Annotated in this window: 21 protein-coding genes and 1 tRNA gene; 1 reads left to right on the top strand and 21 read right to left on the bottom strand. The window is 59.1% G+C overall.

All coding sequences use genetic code 11. The annotated features are described in order from the left end of the window. Positions 1-2 precede the first annotated feature (2 nt). From trpE to galT, 19 genes are all read right to left on the bottom strand, one after another. On the bottom strand, positions 3-1,538 hold the full coding sequence (gene trpE, locus PV407_RS01305) for an anthranilate synthase component I (protein ID WP_332088045.1): 1,536 nt from the start codon (positions 1,536-1,538) through the stop codon (positions 3-5). A gap of 408 nt (positions 1,539-1,946) precedes the next feature. Next, on the bottom strand, positions 1,947-2,321 hold the full coding sequence (gene aroH, locus PV407_RS01310) for a chorismate mutase (RefSeq protein ID WP_332088046.1): 375 nt from the start codon (positions 2,319-2,321) through the stop codon (positions 1,947-1,949). Positions 2,322-2,327: 6 nt separating this feature from the next. After that, a complete protein-coding gene (gene aroB / locus PV407_RS01315; RefSeq protein WP_332088047.1) occupies positions 2,328-3,422 on the bottom strand; it encodes a 3-dehydroquinate synthase in 1,095 nt (364 codons plus the stop codon). Position 3,423: 1 nt separating this feature from the next. After that, the gene (aroC, locus tag PV407_RS01320) at positions 3,424-4,587 is read right to left on the bottom strand and encodes a chorismate synthase (RefSeq protein WP_332088048.1); all 1,164 of its coding nucleotides are present in this window, start codon (positions 4,585-4,587) and stop codon (positions 3,424-3,426) included. A gap of 294 nt (positions 4,588-4,881) precedes the next feature. Further along, positions 4,882-5,043 (bottom strand): hypothetical protein, encoded by a 162-nt coding sequence (locus PV407_RS01325; RefSeq protein WP_332088049.1) that lies wholly within the window; start codon positions 5,041-5,043, stop codon positions 4,882-4,884. Between the two features lie 56 nt (positions 5,044-5,099). Further along, complete coding sequence (locus PV407_RS01330) at positions 5,100-5,888, bottom strand: CheR family methyltransferase (protein ID WP_332088206.1); 789 nt, start codon at positions 5,886-5,888, stop codon at positions 5,100-5,102. 147 nt (positions 5,889-6,035) lie between these two features. After that, a complete protein-coding gene (gene ndk, locus PV407_RS01335) occupies positions 6,036-6,479 on the bottom strand; it encodes a nucleoside-diphosphate kinase (protein WP_332088050.1) in 444 nt (147 codons plus the stop codon). Between the two features lie 108 nt (positions 6,480-6,587). Beyond that, positions 6,588-7,562 (bottom strand): heptaprenyl diphosphate synthase component II, encoded by a 975-nt coding sequence (gene hepT / locus PV407_RS01340; protein ID WP_332088051.1) that lies wholly within the window; start codon positions 7,560-7,562, stop codon positions 6,588-6,590. A 4-nt stretch (positions 7,563-7,566) separates the two neighbouring features. Continuing rightward, positions 7,567-8,418: a menaquinone biosynthetic enzyme MqnA/MqnD family protein gene (locus PV407_RS01345; protein WP_332088052.1), complete on the bottom strand. Its 852-nt coding sequence runs from the start codon at positions 8,416-8,418 to the stop codon at positions 7,567-7,569. Positions 8,419-8,420: 2 nt separating this feature from the next. Continuing rightward, positions 8,421-9,029 (bottom strand): UbiX family flavin prenyltransferase, encoded by a 609-nt coding sequence (locus tag PV407_RS01350; RefSeq protein ID WP_332088053.1) that lies wholly within the window; start codon positions 9,027-9,029, stop codon positions 8,421-8,423. Beyond that, positions 9,023-9,898: a UbiA-like polyprenyltransferase gene (locus PV407_RS01355; protein ID WP_332088054.1), complete on the bottom strand. Its 876-nt coding sequence runs from the start codon at positions 9,896-9,898 to the stop codon at positions 9,023-9,025. Before PV407_RS01355 ends, PV407_RS01350 begins: the two co-directional genes overlap by 7 nt. Continuing rightward, positions 9,888-10,619 carry a demethylmenaquinone methyltransferase gene (locus PV407_RS01360; RefSeq protein ID WP_332088207.1) on the bottom strand — a complete coding sequence of 244 codons (732 nt, stop codon included), beginning with the start codon at positions 10,617-10,619 and terminating at the stop codon, positions 9,888-9,890. The genes PV407_RS01355 and PV407_RS01360 overlap by 11 nt, the downstream gene beginning before the upstream one ends. 18 nt (positions 10,620-10,637) lie before the next feature. Then, positions 10,638-11,501, bottom strand: coding sequence for a heptaprenyl diphosphate synthase component 1 (locus PV407_RS01365; RefSeq protein ID WP_332088055.1), 864 nt, complete (start codon positions 11,499-11,501; stop codon positions 10,638-10,640). Positions 11,502-11,643: 142 nt separating this feature from the next. Then, positions 11,644-12,177 carry a hypothetical protein gene (locus tag PV407_RS01370; RefSeq protein WP_332088056.1) on the bottom strand — a complete coding sequence of 178 codons (534 nt, stop codon included), beginning with the start codon at positions 12,175-12,177 and terminating at the stop codon, positions 11,644-11,646. Positions 12,178-12,260: 83 nt separating this feature from the next. After that, on the bottom strand, positions 12,261-12,488 hold the full coding sequence (gene mtrB, locus PV407_RS01375; RefSeq protein WP_332088057.1) for a trp RNA-binding attenuation protein MtrB: 228 nt from the start codon (positions 12,486-12,488) through the stop codon (positions 12,261-12,263). 187 nt (positions 12,489-12,675) lie between these two features. After that, positions 12,676-12,749, bottom strand: a tRNA-Pro gene (locus tag PV407_RS01380). Positions 12,750-12,859: 110 nt separating this feature from the next. Beyond that, positions 12,860-13,849 carry a UDP-glucose 4-epimerase GalE gene (gene galE / locus PV407_RS01385; RefSeq protein WP_332088058.1) on the bottom strand — a complete coding sequence of 330 codons (990 nt, stop codon included), beginning with the start codon at positions 13,847-13,849 and terminating at the stop codon, positions 12,860-12,862. A gap of 41 nt (positions 13,850-13,890) precedes the next feature. Then, entirely contained in the window at positions 13,891-15,093 is a 1,203-nt protein-coding gene (locus PV407_RS01390; RefSeq protein WP_332088059.1) for a galactokinase, read from the bottom strand. Next, positions 15,090-16,073 (bottom strand): galactose-1-phosphate uridylyltransferase, encoded by a 984-nt coding sequence (gene galT, locus PV407_RS01395; protein WP_332088060.1) that lies wholly within the window; start codon positions 16,071-16,073, stop codon positions 15,090-15,092. The genes PV407_RS01390 and galT overlap by 4 nt, the downstream gene beginning before the upstream one ends. 234 nt (positions 16,074-16,307) lie before the next feature. Between galT and PV407_RS01400 the strand changes: the two genes are divergently transcribed. Next, a complete protein-coding gene (locus PV407_RS01400; protein ID WP_332088061.1) occupies positions 16,308-17,525 on the top strand; it encodes an ROK family transcriptional regulator in 1,218 nt (405 codons plus the stop codon). Positions 17,526-17,654: 129 nt separating this feature from the next. Here PV407_RS01400 and PV407_RS01405 read toward each other — a convergent pair whose 3' ends face one another. Further along, on the bottom strand, positions 17,655-17,930 hold the full coding sequence (locus PV407_RS01405) for an HU family DNA-binding protein (RefSeq protein ID WP_332088062.1): 276 nt from the start codon (positions 17,928-17,930) through the stop codon (positions 17,655-17,657). A 169-nt stretch (positions 17,931-18,099) separates the two neighbouring features. Next, the gene (gene spoIVA / locus PV407_RS01410; protein WP_332088063.1) at positions 18,100-19,578 is read right to left on the bottom strand and encodes a stage IV sporulation protein A; all 1,479 of its coding nucleotides are present in this window, start codon (positions 19,576-19,578) and stop codon (positions 18,100-18,102) included. Positions 19,579-19,636 lie beyond the last annotated feature (58 nt).

Here is a 19,636-nt window from a genome sequence, read left to right on the forward strand (position 1 = left end):
AATTAATAGTAATCCTGGTTCGTGACGACGGCGACTTTCTCCGTATCGCCGAATATCGCTTCGGCCATCCGCACCGCCTTCAGCATCCCCATCGCCTTGTTGACCGTTTCGTTATATTCCATCTCCGGAACGGAATCCCATACGATGCCGGCCCCGGCCTGCACGTAAGCTTTGCCGTTTTTGAAGATGAGCGTGCGAATCGTGATGCACGTATCCAAATTGCCGGAAAAGCCGAGATAGCCGATCGCGCCCGCATACGCTCCCCGCGCTTCGTTCTCCAGCTCGGCGATAATTTCCATCGCCCGCAGCTTCGGCGCGCCCGAGACGGTTCCCGCCGGCAGGCAGGAGATGAAGGCGTCGAAAAAGTCTTTGTCGCTCCGCAGCTTGCCGGACACGTTGGACACGATATGCATGACGTGCGAGTACCGTTCGATTTCCATGAACATGTCGCACTTGACGGTGCCGAATTCGGCCACCCGGCCGATGTCGTTGCGCCCGAGATCGACGAGCATCAAATGCTCCGCCCGCTCCTTCTCGTCGGCGAGCAGTTCCTTCTCGAGAGCGGCGTCGTGCTCCGGCGTCTTTCCCCTCGGCCGCGTTCCGGCGATCGGCCGCGTCTCGACGCGTTCGCCGTCGACTTTGACGAGCGCTTCGGGCGACGTGCCGACGATCACTTCGTCGTCCATTTTCAAATAGTACATGTACGGCGACGGATTCATCGTCCGCAGCACGCGATACACATACAGTGGATCGATCTCGGTTTCGATATGGAACCGCTGGGACAGGACGACCTGGAAAATGTCGCCGGCGCGAATGTATTCCTTCGCCTTCTCCACGTTCGCCATATACCCGTCCTTCGTCAAGTTCGAATGCACTTCGCCGAGTCCGATGTCGGCCGGGATGGCGTTCTGCCGCGTGCGCTGCGGCACGGGCTGCTGCAGCCGCTCGATCGCGGCGTCGATTTTCGCGCACGTCCGCTTGTACGCTTCGGCGATTTGCGCGTCGGTCGCATGCTTCTCGATATGCACGTTGCCGATCACTTTTATCTGCTGCTTGAAATGGTCGAACACGATCACCTGGTCGCAAAACATAAACTCGATGTCGTTCATCGCCAAATCGTCGTGCCGGTGCGCCGGCAGCCGCTCGTAATACTGCAGCAGGTCGTAGCCGAAAAATCCGATCGCCCCGCCGGTGAAAGGAGGGAAGTCCGGCAGCTTCGGGCTCGAGTATGCCCGAAGCAGCCCTTTGAGCGTCTCGAGCGGCTTGTCGTCGGCGACCCGGCTAACGCCGTTCAGCTCGATTTCCATCGCCTGGTGCTTGCCTTTCACGACCAGAAACGGTTCCGTGCCGATGAACGAATAGCGGGCCCATTTCACGCCGCCTTCCACGCTTTCGAGCAAAAACGCCCGGTCGTCCTCGTAAAAGTGCTGAAAAATGCGAATCGGCGTTTCCGTATCGGCCATCAGGTGGCGAACGACCGGTATAAGATTGTAGTCGCCGGCGAGACGGATGACTTCTTTCAATTCCGGAGTATACATAAGCTTCTCTCCTTCTCCTCTGCGGCAATCGCCGATAAAATGCAAAAAACCTCTACGGTCTCGTAGAGGTTGAATCGATAAGTTCGCAGAATGGGAACGGCGACGTACGGAAGACGAAAACCGTCCGCTTACCTAAACGGCGCGCGTCATAATATACCGAAGAAAGGCTCCGCGTCTTGCGACGAGCTTCCGGTCCGTGACACGTGTCATGCCGTTCGCTTACAGTCGCCGGTCCTGCGGATCGCGCATGCTTGCGCGCCCGGCCGAATCGGCACCGCCGTCTTGCTCCTCATGGCTCTACTCTGCTCTACTGAACTCGAACAATCTCTACTGGGCTCGAACTTCCTTGCTTTTCATCCACTATACACCATCGCCGCCGAAGGCGTCAATCGGTTATCCCGAAAAAAATCATTTCGCCGCTTCGGTCAAATCCGGGCGCAGCTTGATCGCGTTGTTCAAATAGACGTGGCGCATTTCTTTTTGGGATTTCTCGGTGTTGACGGACACCATCAGCCGAATGCATTTCTCCAAACCGCCCGGAACGGATATTTCCAGCGCGCACATGAGGGGTACCAGCTCCCACCCTTGCATTTCGCGTATCGCCTTGGCCGGAAACGCCGCGTTCAAATCCTGCGTCACCGTAACGAAAACGCTCGCGATGTCTTCGGGCTTGATCGCGTTGTCGGCAACGATTTGTCCGAGCAGCTCGGCCGTCGCGTTCAATATTTCCGCTTCCTCGTTGCGTTCCACCGTGATAGCCCCGCGTACTCCCCGTACAAACATGTCGGCTTACTCCTCCCTCTTCAATTGCTCCACGATTTCTTTCACCCAAACCGCCGAAACGTTTTTGTTGATTTCGACTTTGCCGATCTCTTGCGGAATAATGAACACCATGTTGCCGTCCGTAAACTTTTTGTCGTGCATCATCGCGCTCATGATCGCGTCCGTATCCATATGCGCGGGAATCCGCACCGGCAGGCCGAACTTGCGCAGAATGCGTTCCGTCTCCGCGGCGATCGACTCCGGATTGCCCAGCTTCGCGGACAGCCGCGCGGCGCCGACCATGCCGATCGCGATCGCTTCCCCGTGCAGCAGCTCGTTATAGCCGGCAACCGCTTCGAGCGCATGGCCGATCGTATGGCCCAGGTTCAAAATGGCGCGCAATCCGCCTTCCCTCTCGTCGGCCGATACGACTCTCGCCTTCACGCCGCAGCCGACGTACAAGGCGTGCTCGAGCGCTTCCGAATCGAGCGCGAGCAGCCGTTCCGCGTTCGCGTCGCACCATTCCACGAATTCGCGGTCGAGAATGAACCCTTCCTTGACGAGCTCGGACAAGCCTGCCCGCACGTCGCGTTCCGGCAGCGTCTTCAGCGTCGCGATGTCGTACAGCACGAATTCCGGCTGATGGAACGCGCCGATCATGTTTTTCGCGAGCCTATGGTTGACCGCGACTTTGCCGCCGACGCTGCTGTCGTGCGCCAGAATGGTCGTCGGTATTTGCACGAACCGGACGCCGCGCATGTAGCTGGCCGCGACGAAACCGGCCAAGTCGCCGACTACGCCGCCGCCGAGCGCGATGACGGCGGAGTTGCGGTCGAGCCCCGCCTGGAGCGCGACCGTGACGACTTCCTCGAACACGGTCAGCGATTTCGACTGCTCGCCCGCCGCGACGACGCACGTCGCGATCCGGTAGCCGCCCGCCTCGAGCAGCGATTTCACCCGATCCAGATGGTGCCGCGCCACGTTCTCGTCCGTGACGAGCAGATGCGGCGATTTCGCGCCGATCTTATGGGCAGCGAACGTGGCGGCGATATCGTTCAAGACGCCTTCCCCGACATAGATCGGGTACGATCGTTCTCCGAGGTCTACCGTCAGACGCTTCATCTTAATACCTCTTTACTTGGTCGAGATAGTTGTCGTAGTTGGCGCGAATTTCCTCCATCGAATCGCCGCCGAACTTCTCCATGAACGCCCGGGCCACTTCCCAGGCGATCACGTTCTCCATGATGACGCCGGCCGCCGGGACGGCGCACGTATCGGACCGTTCGACCTGGGCCGAGAACGGCTGCTTCGTATCGATGTCCACGCTGGCGAGCGGCTTGTACAGCGTCGAGATCGGCTTCATGACGCCGCGCACGACGATCGGCTCGCCGGTCGTCATGCCGCCTTCGAGTCCGCCGGCGCGATTCGAGCCGCGATGGAAGCCGTCCTGCTCGTTGTACAAAATTTCGTCGTGCACGTTCGAGCCGCGCCGCTTCGCCGCCTCGAAGCCGATGCCGAACTCGACGCCTTTGAACGCCTGTATCGACACGACGGCTTGGGCGATCCGTCCGTCCAGCTTGCGGTCCCACTGCACGTGGCTGCCGAGTCCGACCGGGACTCCTTCCACGATCACTTCGACGATGCCGCCGAGCGTATCGCCGTCCGCCTTCGCCTGGTCGATCGCCGCGATCATGAGCGCTTCCGCCTGCTTGTCGACGACCCGAACCGGCGACTGCTCGGTGATGCGGATCAGATCGTCGATCGGCAGCTCCTGGCGAACCGCCTCGACTTCGCCGATCCGGATGACCTGACCCGCGATCTTGATGCCGAACTGCGCCAAAAACTGGCGGGCGATCGCGCCGACGGCTACGCGCACCGTCGTTTCCCGCGCGCTGGAGCGCTCCAAAATGTTGCGCAAATCTTTCTGGTTATATTTCAATCCGCCGTTCAAATCGGCATGCCCCGGACGGGGACGGTTGACGCGGCGCTTTCCTTCGCTGCCTTCCTCGACGTCCTCGATGCTCATGACCGTCGTCCAAGCTTTCCAGTCTTTGTTCTCGACGACGAGCGCGACCGGCGCTCCGGTCGTCTTTCCGTGACGGACGCCGCCGACGATTTGCGCCGTATCTTTCTCGATCTGCATCCGCTTGCCGCGGCCGTGTCCTTTTTGCCGTCTCGCCAGCTGCTCGTTGATCGGCTCGCCGGTAAGCGGCAAGTTGCTCGGCAATCCTTCCACGATCGCGGTCAGCTGCGGACCGTGCGTTTCTCCTGCTGTCAAATATCTCATTGTCGGTTTGTCCCCTCTCGTCCTGTTCCCACATATCCGAACGCTATATAAAAGCATGCGAGCCGGTCAAGACGGATAAGCATCCCCTCGCAGCCATCCGCCGGTCGGACTCTTTAGCGCTTTTATGCACCGAATTATCATGCTAATTATAGTATAGCGACCCGGGTTTGACAAGAAATACGGATTTCCGCTCGTCATTTTTTCCCCGCGAATTCGTCGTCGATACGACTTCGCGCTCGGGCGAACAGCAAAAAAAGCACACCCCGGCTAGGGCGTGCTCTGCTTTCCGTATCGTCAGCCGTTCATCGGCAGCGGATAAATCCGCGTCACCTCGGACTGCTTCTGCTCGTCGATCATTCGGGCGACTTGCACGGAATCGATGCCGAGAATTTGCGCGCATTCCTGGATCGTAATAAATCCGCGCCGATACGCCGTAATGACCTTTCGTTTGTCCATGGCGGCAAAACCTCCTGATCGGTATACGCATCTAGTATAGGAATATATGGAAGCGTTTATACATGATCGGCCCGTTTCCGATAGATGAACGTGTCCGCCGTCTCCAGCTCGTACTGCCCCGGCGAAAAAATTTGCTCCGTGCTGCCGACGAACAGCAGGCCGCCCGGCTTCAGCGCGCGGCCGAACTTATGGTACAGCGCATGCTTCGCGTCTTCGGTGAAATATATCATCACGTTGCGGCAAACGATCAGATCGAACTGCGACTCGAACGGATCGTGCAGCAAGTTTTGCTTCGCGAAGCGGACGTGCTTCTTGAGCGAGTCGACGACGGAAAACGTCATATCCTTTTGCGTAAAATAGCGGCGAACGTAAGCCGGGGGCACGTCGCGCAGCGACCGGTCCGGATAGACGGCCCGCCTCGCCTTTTCCAGTGCGCCCTCGTCGATGTCCGTCGCGATCAGCTGCGACGATTCCAAAAGGCCGAGCTCGGCCATAATCATCGCCAGCGTGTACGGCTCTTCGCCCGTCGAGCAGGCGGCGCTCCAGCATTTGAGCCGCCGCGAGGCTCGCGCCAGCTCCGGAACGAATCTTTGCTCCAATACTTCCCACCGGTTCGGGTTGCGCCAAAATTCGGACACGTTGATCGTCATCCGGTCCAAAAACTCGTAGTACAGCTCCTTGTTCCTTGTCATCGCGTCGAAAAACGAGGCGAACGACGCAAAGCCTTTTTTCGTATACAGCGTCGTCAAACGCCGCTTCATCTGCGATTCCTTGTATTGGGACAAGTCGATCGCCGAGTACTCTTTCACTTTTTTTATAAACAGGGCATAGTCTAGATCTTCCATCATCCGCGTCACTCTCCAAGAAGAAAAATAAGTCGAAATGCCGGTATGTACGCCTAAAGGCACAAAAAACAATCCCGCATGCAGTTTATTTCCATGCATGCGGGACTTTTTCCTTCTCGGGGGCGGCGAAATATGTCGAATATGTACTTAAATCCACGTTTGAATCGTTTTGTCGTAGCCGACCAGCTCGTGCGGCTCGAAGAAGATCGCGATTTCGCGCACGGCGTTTTCCGGCGAATCGGAGCCGTGGATCAGGTTGCGGTTCGTATGGACGGCGAAGTCGCCGCGAATCGTTCCCGGCTGGGCTTCGAGCGTGTTCGTTTTGCCCATCATGATCCGCGACAGCGCGATCACTTGATCGCCTTCCCATACCATCGCGAATACGGGACCGGAGGTAATGAATCTCATCAAGTCGTCGTAATACGGCCGTCCGTGATGCTCGGCGTAATGCCGCTCGGCTTTCTCCTTCGGCACGACCATCAGCTTCGCGGCTACGAGCGTAAACCCTTTGCGCTCGAAGCGGCTTACGATTTCGCCGATCAGACCGCGCTGCACGCCGTCCGGCTTGATCATCAGAAACGTTCTTTCCATTAACTTACCCCTCCACTCCAGCAACATGTATTCACCATTGTCGGCCGATCGGCCTTTTTCCATACCCGCTTCGGCTTCCGACCGCCGCGGAACGGGAAGCGCATCGCCTCAATACGAGCGATCGCCGATAAAATGCGCGACGTCGACCAAATCGCGCTTGGCGCGTATGTCCGGCAGTCCCGAAAGCGCCCCGATCGCCCGGTCGATATAACGGGCCGACAGCCGATCCGCCTCGGCGATATAAGGACCGCCGCGAATGATTCGCAAAAACGGAGAGACGTCGGTCTGTCCGTCGACGAGGCGGATCCGTTCGATTTCGGCGAGCAGCCCGTCCCGGACGGACGCGTCGCGGAGCGCGTACAGCACGGGAAGCGTCAGGTTCCCTTGCCGGATATCGCTGCCGGGCGGCTTGCCGAGCTGCTTCTCGGTGCCGGTCAAATCGAGAATGTCGTCGCGAATTTGGTACGCCATGCCGACATTGTAGCCGAACCGGTACAGCTGCCTGCACGTCTCCTCGTCCGCTTCGGAGGCGACGGCGCCGAGCTGGCAGCTGATCGCGATCAGCAGCGCGGTCTTCCGTTTGATGCGGAGCAAATAGTGGCGAAGCGTCTGGTCGGTTCGAAAAAAATAACGGATTTGCTCGATTTCGCCGATCGTCAGCTCGACGATGGCCGATGACAATATTTGATGAATGCGCGGATCCTTCAATTGCGTCGCGATCGTAAGCGCTTTGGCGAAAATGTAATCGCCCGTATACATCGCGACCCGGTTGTCCCACTTCGAGCGGACCGTCAGCTGCCCGCGCCTCGTGTCCGCGTCGTCGATGACGTCGTCGTGGACGAGCGTGGCCATATGGATCAGCTCGAGCGGCACCGCGATATGCTTGATCCGCTGCAGATCGTAGCGGCCGAACTGCGAGGCGAGCAGGACGAAAACCGGACGAATCCGCTTCCCTCCCGCCTTCAGCAAATGAAGCGACGTCTCCTTCAGCATGGCGTGATCGGTCTGGACGCTTTCCTCCAATTCCCGCTCGACGTATGCGATGTCTTTCTTCATTCGGGCATAAATTTCCATTAGTTTCATTACGTCACCTGGTTACGGAATTATCAGACCACATCTGAAGCGGAGCCGGTTCCGAGAGCAGACCGAGCTCCAGCGCGTAGCGGAAATAAAGGCTCAGCCCCCGCCGCTGCTCCGGTCCGAAGTCGTGGCTCAAATGGCGGAAATAGTCGCGCCAATAGTCCGGCGTTCCGCCGATTTCGGCTTGCGCGGCGGCTATGATCGGCTCCGGGTTTTTCGCGCCGGCGGCCTTGCTGCCGAGCAGCGCCTCGTGCACGTCGGCGACGAGCCGCGGATGCTCCGCGATCGTTTGCTTGCGAACCGCCCATACGGCGAACGTCATCCATTCGCCGGTGTATCGGCGCCACAGCGCCCCCATGTCGGACACTTCGTACGGAGTGTCCCGCCAGCTGGCCCGAATCGCGTCGTCGCCGATAAGCAGGGCGGCATCCGCATGTTTCATCATTGTATCCAAAGATGGAGCCGCATACACGTAGTTCGGAGCCACGCCGACGAATCGGGACAAAATGATTTTGAGCAAATTGACCGTCGTCGCCGAGCTCGTAGGCAGCATGACCGTGCAGCCGTCCAGCTCCTCCAGCGGCTTTTTGTGAAACAGCAGCAGCGAATTGACGTTGCCGTACGCGCTAACCGACAGCTCGGGAAACAGCTCGTACTGATCGTGCGACTCCGCATAGGCGAACGACGATATGGCGCCCATGTCGACTTCCCCGGCCAGCATCGCCCGGTTAAGTCCGGTCGGCACTTGCTCGATCCATTGCAGCTTGGGGCCGAACCGTTCGTGCGGAAAATGGTAATAAATCGGCCACACGTTCGTATATTTGATTTTGCCGATGCGTATAAGCGAATCTCGTTGCATGTTCAAGCATCTCCCCACCGCCGAAACATCTCGTTCTCGATTCCCATGTTGTCCAGCACTTTGCCGACCAAAAAATCGACGAGCTCGTCCATCGTCGCGGGTTTATGATAAAAGGCCGGCATCGCCGGGACGATCCTGACGCCGAGACGGGACAGCTTCAGCATGTTTTCCAAATGAATCGCGTGCAGCGGCGTTTCCCTCGGCACGACGACCAGCTTCCGCCCTTCCTTCAGCATGACGTCCGCCGCCCGCTCCAGCAAATTGCCGGAGGCGCCGTGGGCGATGCCCGACAGCGTCCCCATGCTGCAAGGCACGATCGCCATGCCGGCGGTGCGGAACGAGCCGCTGGCGATGCTGGCGCCGATGTCGCCGATCGGGTAATAGCGCGGCTGCAGCTCGAACTTTTCGAACCGGCGCTGCAGCGTTTGCTGCCGGTGCGCCGCGTCCCAGCCGAGCTCCTCGTGCAGGACGCGCCAGCCCGCGTCCGTAATGACGAGATGAACCGGCACGTTCATACCGAGCAGCGCCTCGCACAGGCGCACGCCGTAAACGGCGCCGCTCGCCCCGGTCAGGCCGACGACCCAGCCGTCGCGGCTTCCGCTCTCTACCATAAATAGCGCACCACCACATCGATGAATGTGAAACAAAACACAACCACGCTCAAAACGCCGTTCATCGTGAAAAACGCCGTGTTCAGCTTCGACAAATCGTTCGGCGACACGATGTAATGCTCGTAAAACAAGATGACGTACGAGACGACCAATCCGACCAAATACCACCAGCTCAGCTCCGTCATGACGAACAGGCTCAGCAGTCCCGCCGCGGTAATGAGATGAAACGCCCGGGCGATCATAAGCGCCGGGCCGATGCCGAACCGGCTCGGGATGGAGTGCAGCCCTTCCTTGCGGTCGTAATCCGCGTCCTGGCAAGCGTAGATGACGTCAAAGCCGGCCGTCCAGAAGGCGACGCTCGCATACAGCACGATCGAGGTCCAGTCGATGACGCCGGTGACGGCGACCCACGCGCCGAGCGGGGCCAGCCCGATCGTCAAGCCCAAAATGAGATGGCATGTCCATGTAAAGCGTTTCGTGTACGAATAAATGACGGTCATAAAGACGGCGATCGGCAGCAGCTTCATGGCGAGCGGACTCAAGTTCGCGGTCGCCCAAAACAGCAGCAAAAACGAAATAACGATAAAGACGAGCACTTCGCCCACGGACAGCAAGCCGGCCGGTATGGCCCGCATCGCCGTTCGCGGATTTTTTTTGTCGATCACCCGGTCGATCAGCCGGTTGAGCCCCATCGCCGCGCTGCGCGCCCCGACCATCGCGACGATGATCCAGCCGATCTGTCCCCAGGACGGCATCGAATGAAACCGGATCACCGAGCCGAGTATGGCGCCCATGAAGGCGAACGGCAGCGCGAACAACGTATGCTCGAACTTGATCATTTCGAGAAATATTTTGACTTTACTCCACAAGTCCGGCACCCTCCCGTTTCCCCTTCGTCCCGATATGAAGGGCGGCGACGCCGCCCGTCAGCGGGTAGGCGCGAACGTCCTCAAGACCGATGCGCCGGAAAATGCCGGCAAGCTCTTTATGGTCCGGAAAATGAACAAGCGACTCGGGGAGCCACTTGTACTGCTCGTATCGTTTGGCAAGCAGCTTGCCGATGAGCGGAAGCACGCGCCTGAAATAAAAGTAATAAATCGATTTGAACGGCTGCCATGTGGGCTTGGACAGCTCGAGCGAAACGACAAGCCCTCCGGGCTTGACGACCCGCTCCATCTCCTGCAGCACCTTCGTCAAATCCGGCACGTTGCGGAGCGCGAATCCGATCGTCGCGCAATCGAACGTATCGTCGTCGAACGGCAGCGCCATCGCGTTGCCGTGAATCAGCTCGATCTGCTTGCCGTACCCGAGCTTCGCCACCTTCTGCTCGCCGAATTCGAGCATGTTGCGGCTGAAATCGAGCCCGACGACGCGGCCCGTTCCGCTCGCTTCGGCGAGCGAGATCGTCCAGTCGCACGTTCCGCAGCATACGTCGAGCGCCGTCGCTCCCGGCTTCACGGCCATCTGCCGCATCGTGAACTTGCGCCACGCCTTGTGCCGGCGGAAGCTGAGCACGTCGTTCATCAAATCGTATTTGTGGGCGATGCTCTCAAACACGGAGTGCACGAACCGCTCTTTGTTCGTATTCATTTCCACCTTCGGTTCACCTCACACTTCTTCGAGCGCCCGCGAAGCGTTCAGCGCGCGTACGAACGGATCGCCGATCTGGTACAGCTCGCTGACCAGCTTCTCCGAATCGAACTGGCGGATTTTGTCCGTAAGCTGCTGGAACTGGGCGTCGAGCATTTGGAACAGCGTGGCCCTGACGTTGTATTTATGGAGCAGCGCGCGCAGCTTGCCGGTATCGGCTTCCCCCTGGCGAAGCTGTTTCTTCTCCTCCTTCGTTCCGACCTGCAGCAAATGCCAAAAAGCCCAACCGGATCGGAGATCGTCTCCCCGCTCGATGCGGCGCAGCTCGTCCAGCAAAACTTCGCAGCTCGTATATCCCAGCAGCATGTCGTGCCAGCTGTTCGGCTTCATCCATTCCAATGCGCGCGAAAACGACAAATACAGCTGCATCTTGATGCTGACCACATGCTGCATATATTCGTCGGCCGTCATTTTCCATCCGCGTATCCGCATATACAAATTCATTTTGAGCCGGTTCACTTCGCAGATGGCCGCCGCCATATGACGCGTCATCTCGACTTGACCGGCCTGTGCGAGAAGCTCGTAAAACCGGCTGCTGAAATAGTCCCCCGCCAGCACTTTCAGCTGCCGCGAACGCGCTTCTTTTTTCTCTTTGCGGTCATTCGTTTCCGACACCATGTCGTGCGTATCGAGCCCCATCTGGGCGAGCGATACGACTACGGCATACAGCTCGCTTTGCTGAACGGACGACGAGCCTTTATGTAGAAACGTATACAGAAGCTGCGAACGAAAATTCGGAAGCTCCGGCAGTTCCGTATGATCCCGGATCATATCGTATTCGGTGTAAGGTTTCGCCAAGTCCGCTATCGAGTAATTGTTCATACATGCCTCCGTACCGCCGACAAGCGTTCAAAATTGCGTTCATCTGTGCATCCAAACCATTATATCACAACAGGAAGCGCAGCGCACAATATAGTTGCAACGCGAACGACGGCGTCCGTTCGTCCGCTTCCAGTATACAACTTTATCGGCGATGCCGGTCAAGCCACTTATGCGTATAAGTAAGGCTAAAATGTGAACTTAAATATTGTTCCTTCGTCCCTTTCCGCGTTATTCCCGCTTCGGGTTCGGCGCCCAGATCGGACCGTTTGGCGTCCATCGCCAGCAGCAGCTGCGGCGGCTCGGCGCGGCCGGCCGGCTGCTCCATGACGCGGACGAGCAGCTGCTTCACGTTTCGCGTATGGGTAAAGCCGAGTTCGGCCAGCGCGTACAAATCGTCGTAAATCGGCTCCAGCGCTTCGCCCGGCTTCGTCCGCAAATCGACCGACAAAATCGTATCGTTCCATTCGACGTGCGCCAGTTCCAAATGAAGCGAAAGCTTCGCGAAAACGTCGACCAGGTTGCGATTGGAAAGGGAGACCGGGGAGTCCGGACGGAAAACGGGGGTTTCCGCGGCTCCCGCGCCGAGCTTGCCGTCCAGCTTCGGCACGACGGACAGGGCCGAGGCGATGCCGACGGAAACGAGCGAAGCGACGATCAATCGATGTATCGTGTTCACGACAATCCCTCCTGAATCGATACGGCTCCTATCTCATTGTACAAATAAAAAAGGCAGGCTATGCCTGCCTCCCCGAGGAAAAGTCATTCGTCGGTGTCGACCCTGCCGAACCGCGTCAAAACCGTCGCTTTGCCGCGGATTTTGACTGCCGACGTATGCTCCGTAAACTGCGCGATCATCACTTCGCCCTTGTCCAACTTTTCCGTATGGTGAAACCTCGTATCGTGGCCGCGCGTCAATCCGATGACGTGAACGCCGTTTTCCTTCGCCTTGATGACGAAATAATCGCCCTGCACCGTTTCGTCGCTCATTGCGCTACTCTCCTCTCTACTCGACTGAACTGCCGCCGGATCGCGGATTCCGGCCCGCTTCCTTTATCATGCTGCATCCCGGCGGCCGCTGTCAAACGGACAAAACAAAAACCGCCCGATTCGCGCATACGATACGCCGATCAAGCGGTTTTTGCCGGTTCCGCCACCGCTGCAGGACCCGGTCGAATCGGAGTAACACGATTTGAACGTGCGACCTCACCCACCCCAAGGGTGCGCGCTACCAGGCTGCGCTATACCCCGACGACATCCTGCAAGCGGAACTATTCGATATTATAAAGGGTTTGTTATCATTTGTAAAGGGAACTCCTCCCGATTTTGTTCGCCGGGAGGAGGGAACGGCGCCGCCCCGTTCAATCGGCGTAACCGTTCGGGTGGCTTTGGTGCCACTTCCAGGCCGTCCCGATAATCGTGCCCAAATCGTCGTAGCGCGGCTTCCAGCCGAGCTTCGATTTCGCCTTTTCGGAAGAAGCGATCAGCACCGCCGGGTCGCCCGCGCGCCGAGGCGATACGGCCGCCGGAATCGGATGGCCGGTAACGCCGCGCGCCAGCTCGATGACCTGCTTCACCGAGAAGCCGGTTCCGTTGCCGAGATTGAACACGTCGCTCGGATGGCCGGCGCGCAAATAGTTCAGCGCGAGATAGTGCGCGTTCGCGAGGTCCATCACATGAATGTAATCGCGGACGCACGTGCCGTCCTCGGTCGGATAATCGTCGCCGAAAATGCCGATATGGTCGCGCTCTCCGAGCGGGACTTGCAAAATGATCGGGATCAAATGGCTTTCCGGCTTGTGGTCTTCGCCGATCGTACCGTCCGGATGCGCGCCGCACGCATTGAAATAGCGCAGCGACACGAACTTGAGGCCGAACGCCCGGTCGCACCAGCGGAACATGTTTTCCATCGCCAGCTTCGTTTCCCCGTAAGGACTTTCCGGACGGGTCGGCGCGCTTTCCTCGATCGGCACCCGCTCCGGTTCGCCGTACGTCGCCGCCGTGGACGAAAATACGATTTTGCGCACGCCGTGCGCTTCCATCGCGCCGACGAGCGAATGCGTGCCGAACAAATTGTTGTCGTAATACGCGAGCGGCTGCTGCACGCTTTCCCCGACGAGCGAGCTGGCGGCGAAATGAATGACCGCCTCGATATCGTTTTCGCCGAACACGCGGTCCAAAAACCCCCGGTCGCGAATGTCGCCTTCGTAGAAGCGCGCTTCCGGCGACACCGCGGAGCGGTGCCCGGTCCGCAAATTGTCGACGACGACGACTTTCTCGCCCTGGGCCAGCAGCTCCATGACCGTATGGCTGCCGATATAGCCCGCTCCGCCGGTTACCAATATAGCCATGACGTTCCTCCTTCAGCGTTCTGTTGATACATGTATGATCGTCAGTCCCACCGCAGCTCTTTCGCGCCGTCGCCGATTTCGCATACGTAAAACGACGGCACGAGTCCGGTTTGGGCCGTGTACCGCTCCGCCACTTCCCGCTGAAACGCTTCGGCCGCATCGTCGCGGACGATGCTGACGTTGCAGCCGCCGAAGCCGGCGCCGGTCATCCGGGTGCCGATGCAGCCGTCGATCGCGCTCGCCACCTCGTACAGCGTATCGAGCTCGAAGCCGGTCACCTCGTACAAGTCGCGCAGCGATTCGTGCGAGGCGTTCATCAGCTTGCCGAACGCGGCCAGGTCGCCCTGCTCGAGCCGCGAGCGCGCCTCCAGGACGCGGGCGTCCTCCGTGACGACGTGCTGAACGCGGGCGGCGATTAACGGGTCGGGGATCGCATCCCGGACGCGCTCCCATTGCTCGATCGACAGCTCGCCCAAACTGCCGAGCTGCGGCAGCTTTTCCCTAATCCACTTTAACCCATCTTCGCACTGCTGTCTACGCTCGTTGTATTTCGAATCGGCGAGCCCTCTCCGCTTGTTCGTGTTCGTAATGATCAGCTTGCAGCCGTCGATGCGAAACGGCACGTACTGGTAATCCAGCGTGTCGCATTTCAGCATGACCGCATGGTCGCGCTTGCCCATACCGACGGCGAATTGGTCCATAATGCCGCAGTTGACGCCGACGAAACGGTTTTCCGCCCGCTGCGACAGCTTGACGAGCGTCAGCGTCGGAATCGTCAGCCCGGCGATCGCCGTAAGCGCCAACGCCGTTACGAGCTCGATCGAGGCCGACGAAGACAAGCCGGCGCCGTTCGGAACGTTTCCGAAATATAATACGTCCGCTCCCCGCAAATTGGCCGTGTAGACGCCCCCGTCGAGCTGAAGCAGCTCGGACAGGACGCCCTTCGGGTAGTTGGCCCAGTCGTCCTCCGCGGCATAAGCGACCCGGTCGACCGGCGTGTCCGCCTCGGCCGCGAACTGCAGCGAACGAAACCGGTACAGCCCGTCGGTCCGCGGTTTCACGACCGCATACGTGCCGAACGTAAGCGCGGCCGGAAAGACGAGCCCTCCGTTGTAGTCCGTATGCTCGCCGATCAGATTGACCCGTCCCGGGGCGAAAAAGAGGCGAGCGCCTTCCGCGTCGCCGAACTTGCCGGCGAATTGCTCGCGAAGCGTCGAAAATTCGGCCGGTTGCACCGTCGTCATAACGATCTCCCTTCCTTCCGCAAATAACGTTCGTACGCCTCCCGCATTTTCGGAGCGGTTTGTTCGACCGCCATCGGATTGGCGGCCGCCCAGGCGCCCATCTCCGAGGAAGCGTACCATTTGATTTTGTCTTTGTCCCGCAGCGGCGGATAAAACTCGATATGAAAATGATAATAGCTTTCCACGTCGTCGCCGTTCACCGGCCGCTGGTGCATGACCATCATGTACGGGAACAGCCTGTCGAACAGCTCGTCCATCGCGCCGGTCGCATCCTTGAGCATTTGCGCCAAGGCGCGCTTCTCCTCCGGCGTAAAGTCCGGAAGCGCCGTCATATGCCGCTTGCTGACGATAAACACCCCGTACGGATAATCGGTAAAGTACGGCAAATAGCAAAGGAAGTGCTCGTTTTCGATCACGATGCGCTCCTTGAATTCGGCCTCCTCGCGGTTCATGTCGCAAAGCAGGCAGCTGCCGTGTTCTTCGTGGTGCAGCCTGCAGCTTTCCAGCTCCGTCTTCAGCTTGAGCGGCATGTGCGAGTAGGCGTAAATTTGCCCGTGCGGATGCGGCATCGTCACCCCGCACTCTTCGCCGCGGTTTTCGAAAATCATGACGTATTGATGCTTCGGGTCTTCGGACAGCCGGACGAACCGGTCGGTCCATACGTCGATCAGCTTGCCGATATGATCGACCGACAGTTCGGGCAGCGTCTTCGTATGGTCCGGCGAGTACAGGACGACTTCGCATTTGCCGTACGATTGGGCCGCCTTGTACAGCGTCGTTTCGACCGGGTCCGGCTCGGGCGGATTCGGGCTGAGCGCCGGGAAATCGTTTTCGTACACGTGCACGTCGTAATCGTCCGGCACTTTGCCGGAGCCGGGGCAAAACGGGCAGTAGCCTTTCGGCATATGCGGCCGGTTTTGCCGGTTCGACGCGACCATCACCCAATCGCGCAGCAGCGGATTATAGCGCAGTTCTGCCAATTCGGACAACCTCCTACACGAATGCGGATCAAACTTTGTAAATTTATTTAACTAAGTTTGCTTATTTCCATCTTACCCGGAAGCGGCCCGGAACACAATCATTATTTTTTAATACTTACGGCATGATTATCGTCGACTCGGTAGCCGGAACCTCGATTGCATTTCAAGACTTAATTAGTTATTCTAATAAAGATCGACGATTGTGACGATTGGACGAAGGCAGGAGGAATTTGCATGTCGAAGCCGCTTACCGGCAGCTTTCAATTGATGAAGTCGCTCAACCGCTCGCTCGTGCTGACGACGATCCGCAGCGAGGGCCCCATTTCGCGCGCCGACATCGCCAAGCGGACCGCCTTGACGCCCCCGACCGTAACGAATATCGTCGGCGAGCTGCTGAACGAGAAGTTCGTGGTCGAAAGCGAGATCGGCGAATCGAGCGGAGGGCGGAAGCCGATTTTGCTGAAGCTCAATTCGGCCGCCTTCGCGGTAATCGGCATCGACGTCGGCGTCGGCGCCGTCAGATCGGTGCTGACCGACCTGGATGCGGGCGTTATCCGCGAATGCCGCCGAACGATCCCTCCGCGCCCGGAAGCGGACGAATTTCTGGAGCTGCTGCAAAGCTCGGTCGCGGAGCTCGCCGATGCGGCCGGGGAACGGCCGGTCGTCGGCGTCGGCGTCGGCATGCACGGCTTGGTCGATCCGGAGGAAGGCGTATCGGTATTCGCTCCGAACTTGCATTTGCGAAACGTCAACATCCGCGAAGCGCTCGAAGAGGCGTGCGGCCTGCCGGTCTATGTGGAGAACGACGTGGTCGCCATGGCGCTCGGCGAACTATGGTTCGGCGGCGGACGCGACTGCGACCATTTCATATGCGTCAATATCGGGGAAGGCGTGGGGGCGGGCATCGTGCTGAACCGGCGCATTTTTCGCGGCAGCAGCTTCGCGGCCGGCGAAATCGGCCATACGACGGTCGATCTGAACGGCCCCCGCTGCAGCTGCGGCAACTACGGCTGCCTGCAAACGCTCGTGTCCGGACCGGCGATCGCCGAAGCCGTGCAAAACGAAATCGCGCTCGGCCGCCGCAGCGTCCTGACGCCCGACGCCTCCGGCAGCCTGCGGACGATTACGGGCGAGCTCGTCTACGAGGCGGCCGTGCAAGGCGACCCGCTGGCGGCGGAGGCGTTCCGCAAAGCGGGCAGGCTGCTCGGCATCGGGCTGACGAACGTGATTCATACGCTCAATCCGCAAAAAATCATTTTGGGGGGCGGCGTGTCGGGGGCCGGCAGGCTGCTCACCGATCCGCTTACGGAGACGGTAAAAGCTCGCGCCCTGGAATCGTCCGTCCGCAGCCTGACGATCGAAACGTCCCGGCTCGGCAGCCGGGCGACCGCCATCGGCGCCGTCACGATCGTGCTCGGCCATCTGTTCGCGCAGCCGCAGGTCGCCGGATGACGAAGCGCCTGCGGCGGGTCCCCGCCTGCCGACGCTTCGCTTCCCAACGCAAAAAGTGCCTGCTGCTGGAACAGGCACCCCGATCTTTCGATTGAACATGATACGTTCAAGCGCAGCGCCGGACGGCGGTCATTGCGAACAAACGTCGCGCAGCTGCTTGCCCGGCTTGAAGGCCGGCACCTTGCTGGCCGGAATATCGATCTCTTCGCCCGTCTGCGGATTGCGACCTTTGCGAGCGGAACGTTCACGAACTTCAAAGTTACCGAAACCGACAAGCTGCACCTTGTCTCCGCTTTGCAGAGCGCCGGTAATCGCGTCGAAAACGGCGTCTATCGCTTTCGTAATGTCTTTTTTGGACAAGTCGGTCGTTTCGGCCACTTTGGCGATCAACTCCGATTTATTCATGCCATTCACCTCCCCCCACGATCTATGCCGTTACTTCCTGTGTTCACCGTTTCCCGGAAAAATATACGTCGGGCCCGCAAAAAATAATACGCTCCCGCCCCAAGCCGCAACAAACGCGCGCAGCCCTTCTCCGCCGGGAGAAAGGCCGCACCTTGCATACGGTTCGGGCTTACAAAATGATCGCGATCAGACCGCCCGAACCTTCGTTAATAATTCGGCCCAGTGTTTCCTGCAGTTTGTAGCGCGCGTTGTCCGGCATCATCGCCAGCTTGCCTTGGATGCCTTCGCGCACGATCGAGTTGAGCGACCGTCCGAATATATCGGAATCCCATATTTTAAGCGGGTTTTCCTCGAAATCCTGCATCAGGTAGCGCACGAGCTCCTCGCTCTGCTTCTCGGTGCCGATGATCGGCGCGAACTCGGATTCGACGTCGACGCGAATCATGTGGATCGACGGAGCCGTCGCCTTCAGCCTGACGCCGAACCGGGAGCCTTGGCGAATCAGCTCCGGCTCGTCGAGCGACATATCTTCGAGGCTCGGCGGCGCGATGCCGTAGCCGGTCGTCTTGACCATTTCGAGCGCTTCGGCGAACCGGTCGTATTCCCGTTTCGCATGGGTGAACTCCTGCATCAGCTGGAGCAGGTGGTCTTTGCCGCGAATTTCGACGCCGACGACTTCCATCAAAATTTTGTCGTACAGCTCGTCGGGAGCGTACAGATCGATCTCGGCCACGCCCTGCCCCATGTCCATGCCGGCCAGCGCGGCCCGCTCGATGAAATCGTACGTATCGAACTGGCTGACGACGCGGTCCACGTCGCGCAGGCGGCGAATGTCCTTCACCGTATTGCGGACCGAATTTTCGAAGTGGGAGCGGAGCCAATGATTTTCCCCGAGCACCATCACCCAGCTCGGCAGGTTGACGTTCACTTCGTGCACCGGGAACTCGTACAGCACTTCGCGCATGACTTGCAAAATATCGTCTTCCGTCATCGTGGCCACGCTCGTCGCCACGACCGGGATATCGTATTTGGCGGCCAGCTCGTTGCGAAGATCGACCGTTTCCGGACTGGTCGGCTTGATCGAGTTGACGATCAAAATAAACGGCTTGCCGACCTCCTTCAGCTCGTTGATGACCCGCTCTTCCGCTTCCACGTAAGAGGAGCGCGGAATTTCGGCGATCGATCCGTCGGTCGTCACGACGACGCCGAGCGTCGAATGCTCCTGGATCACTTTGCGCGTGCCGATCTCCGCCGCTTCCTGGAACGGAATCGGCTCGTCGAACCACGGCGTCGTAATCATCCGCGGACCGCTTTCGTCCTCGTACCCTTTCGCGCCTTGGACGGCATAGCCGACGCAATCGACGACCCGAATGTTGACGTTCAGCCCTTCCGCGACGTTCAGCCGCACGGCGTTGTTCGGCACGAACTTCGGTTCGGTCGTCATGATCGTCCGTCCCGCCGCGCTTTGCGGCAGCTCGTCGGTTGCCCGGACCCGTTCGGCTTCGTTCGTAATGTTAGGCAGAACCAATGTTTCCATGAACCGTTTGATAAACGTAGATTTCCCCGTCCGGACCGCGCCGACGACTCCAAGGTAGATGTCTCCCCCGGTACGCTCCGCGATGTCCTTAAAGATATCCACTTTCTCCAATGAGATCCCCTCCCAGGCAGGATAATGAACGAAGCAGATGTCGCAATCGGATCGTACG

Source organism: Paenibacillus sp. GYB003, from assembly GCF_036577625.1.
In the GTDB taxonomy this organism is placed as follows: domain Bacteria; phylum Bacillota; class Bacilli; order Paenibacillales; family NBRC-103111; genus Paenibacillus_AB.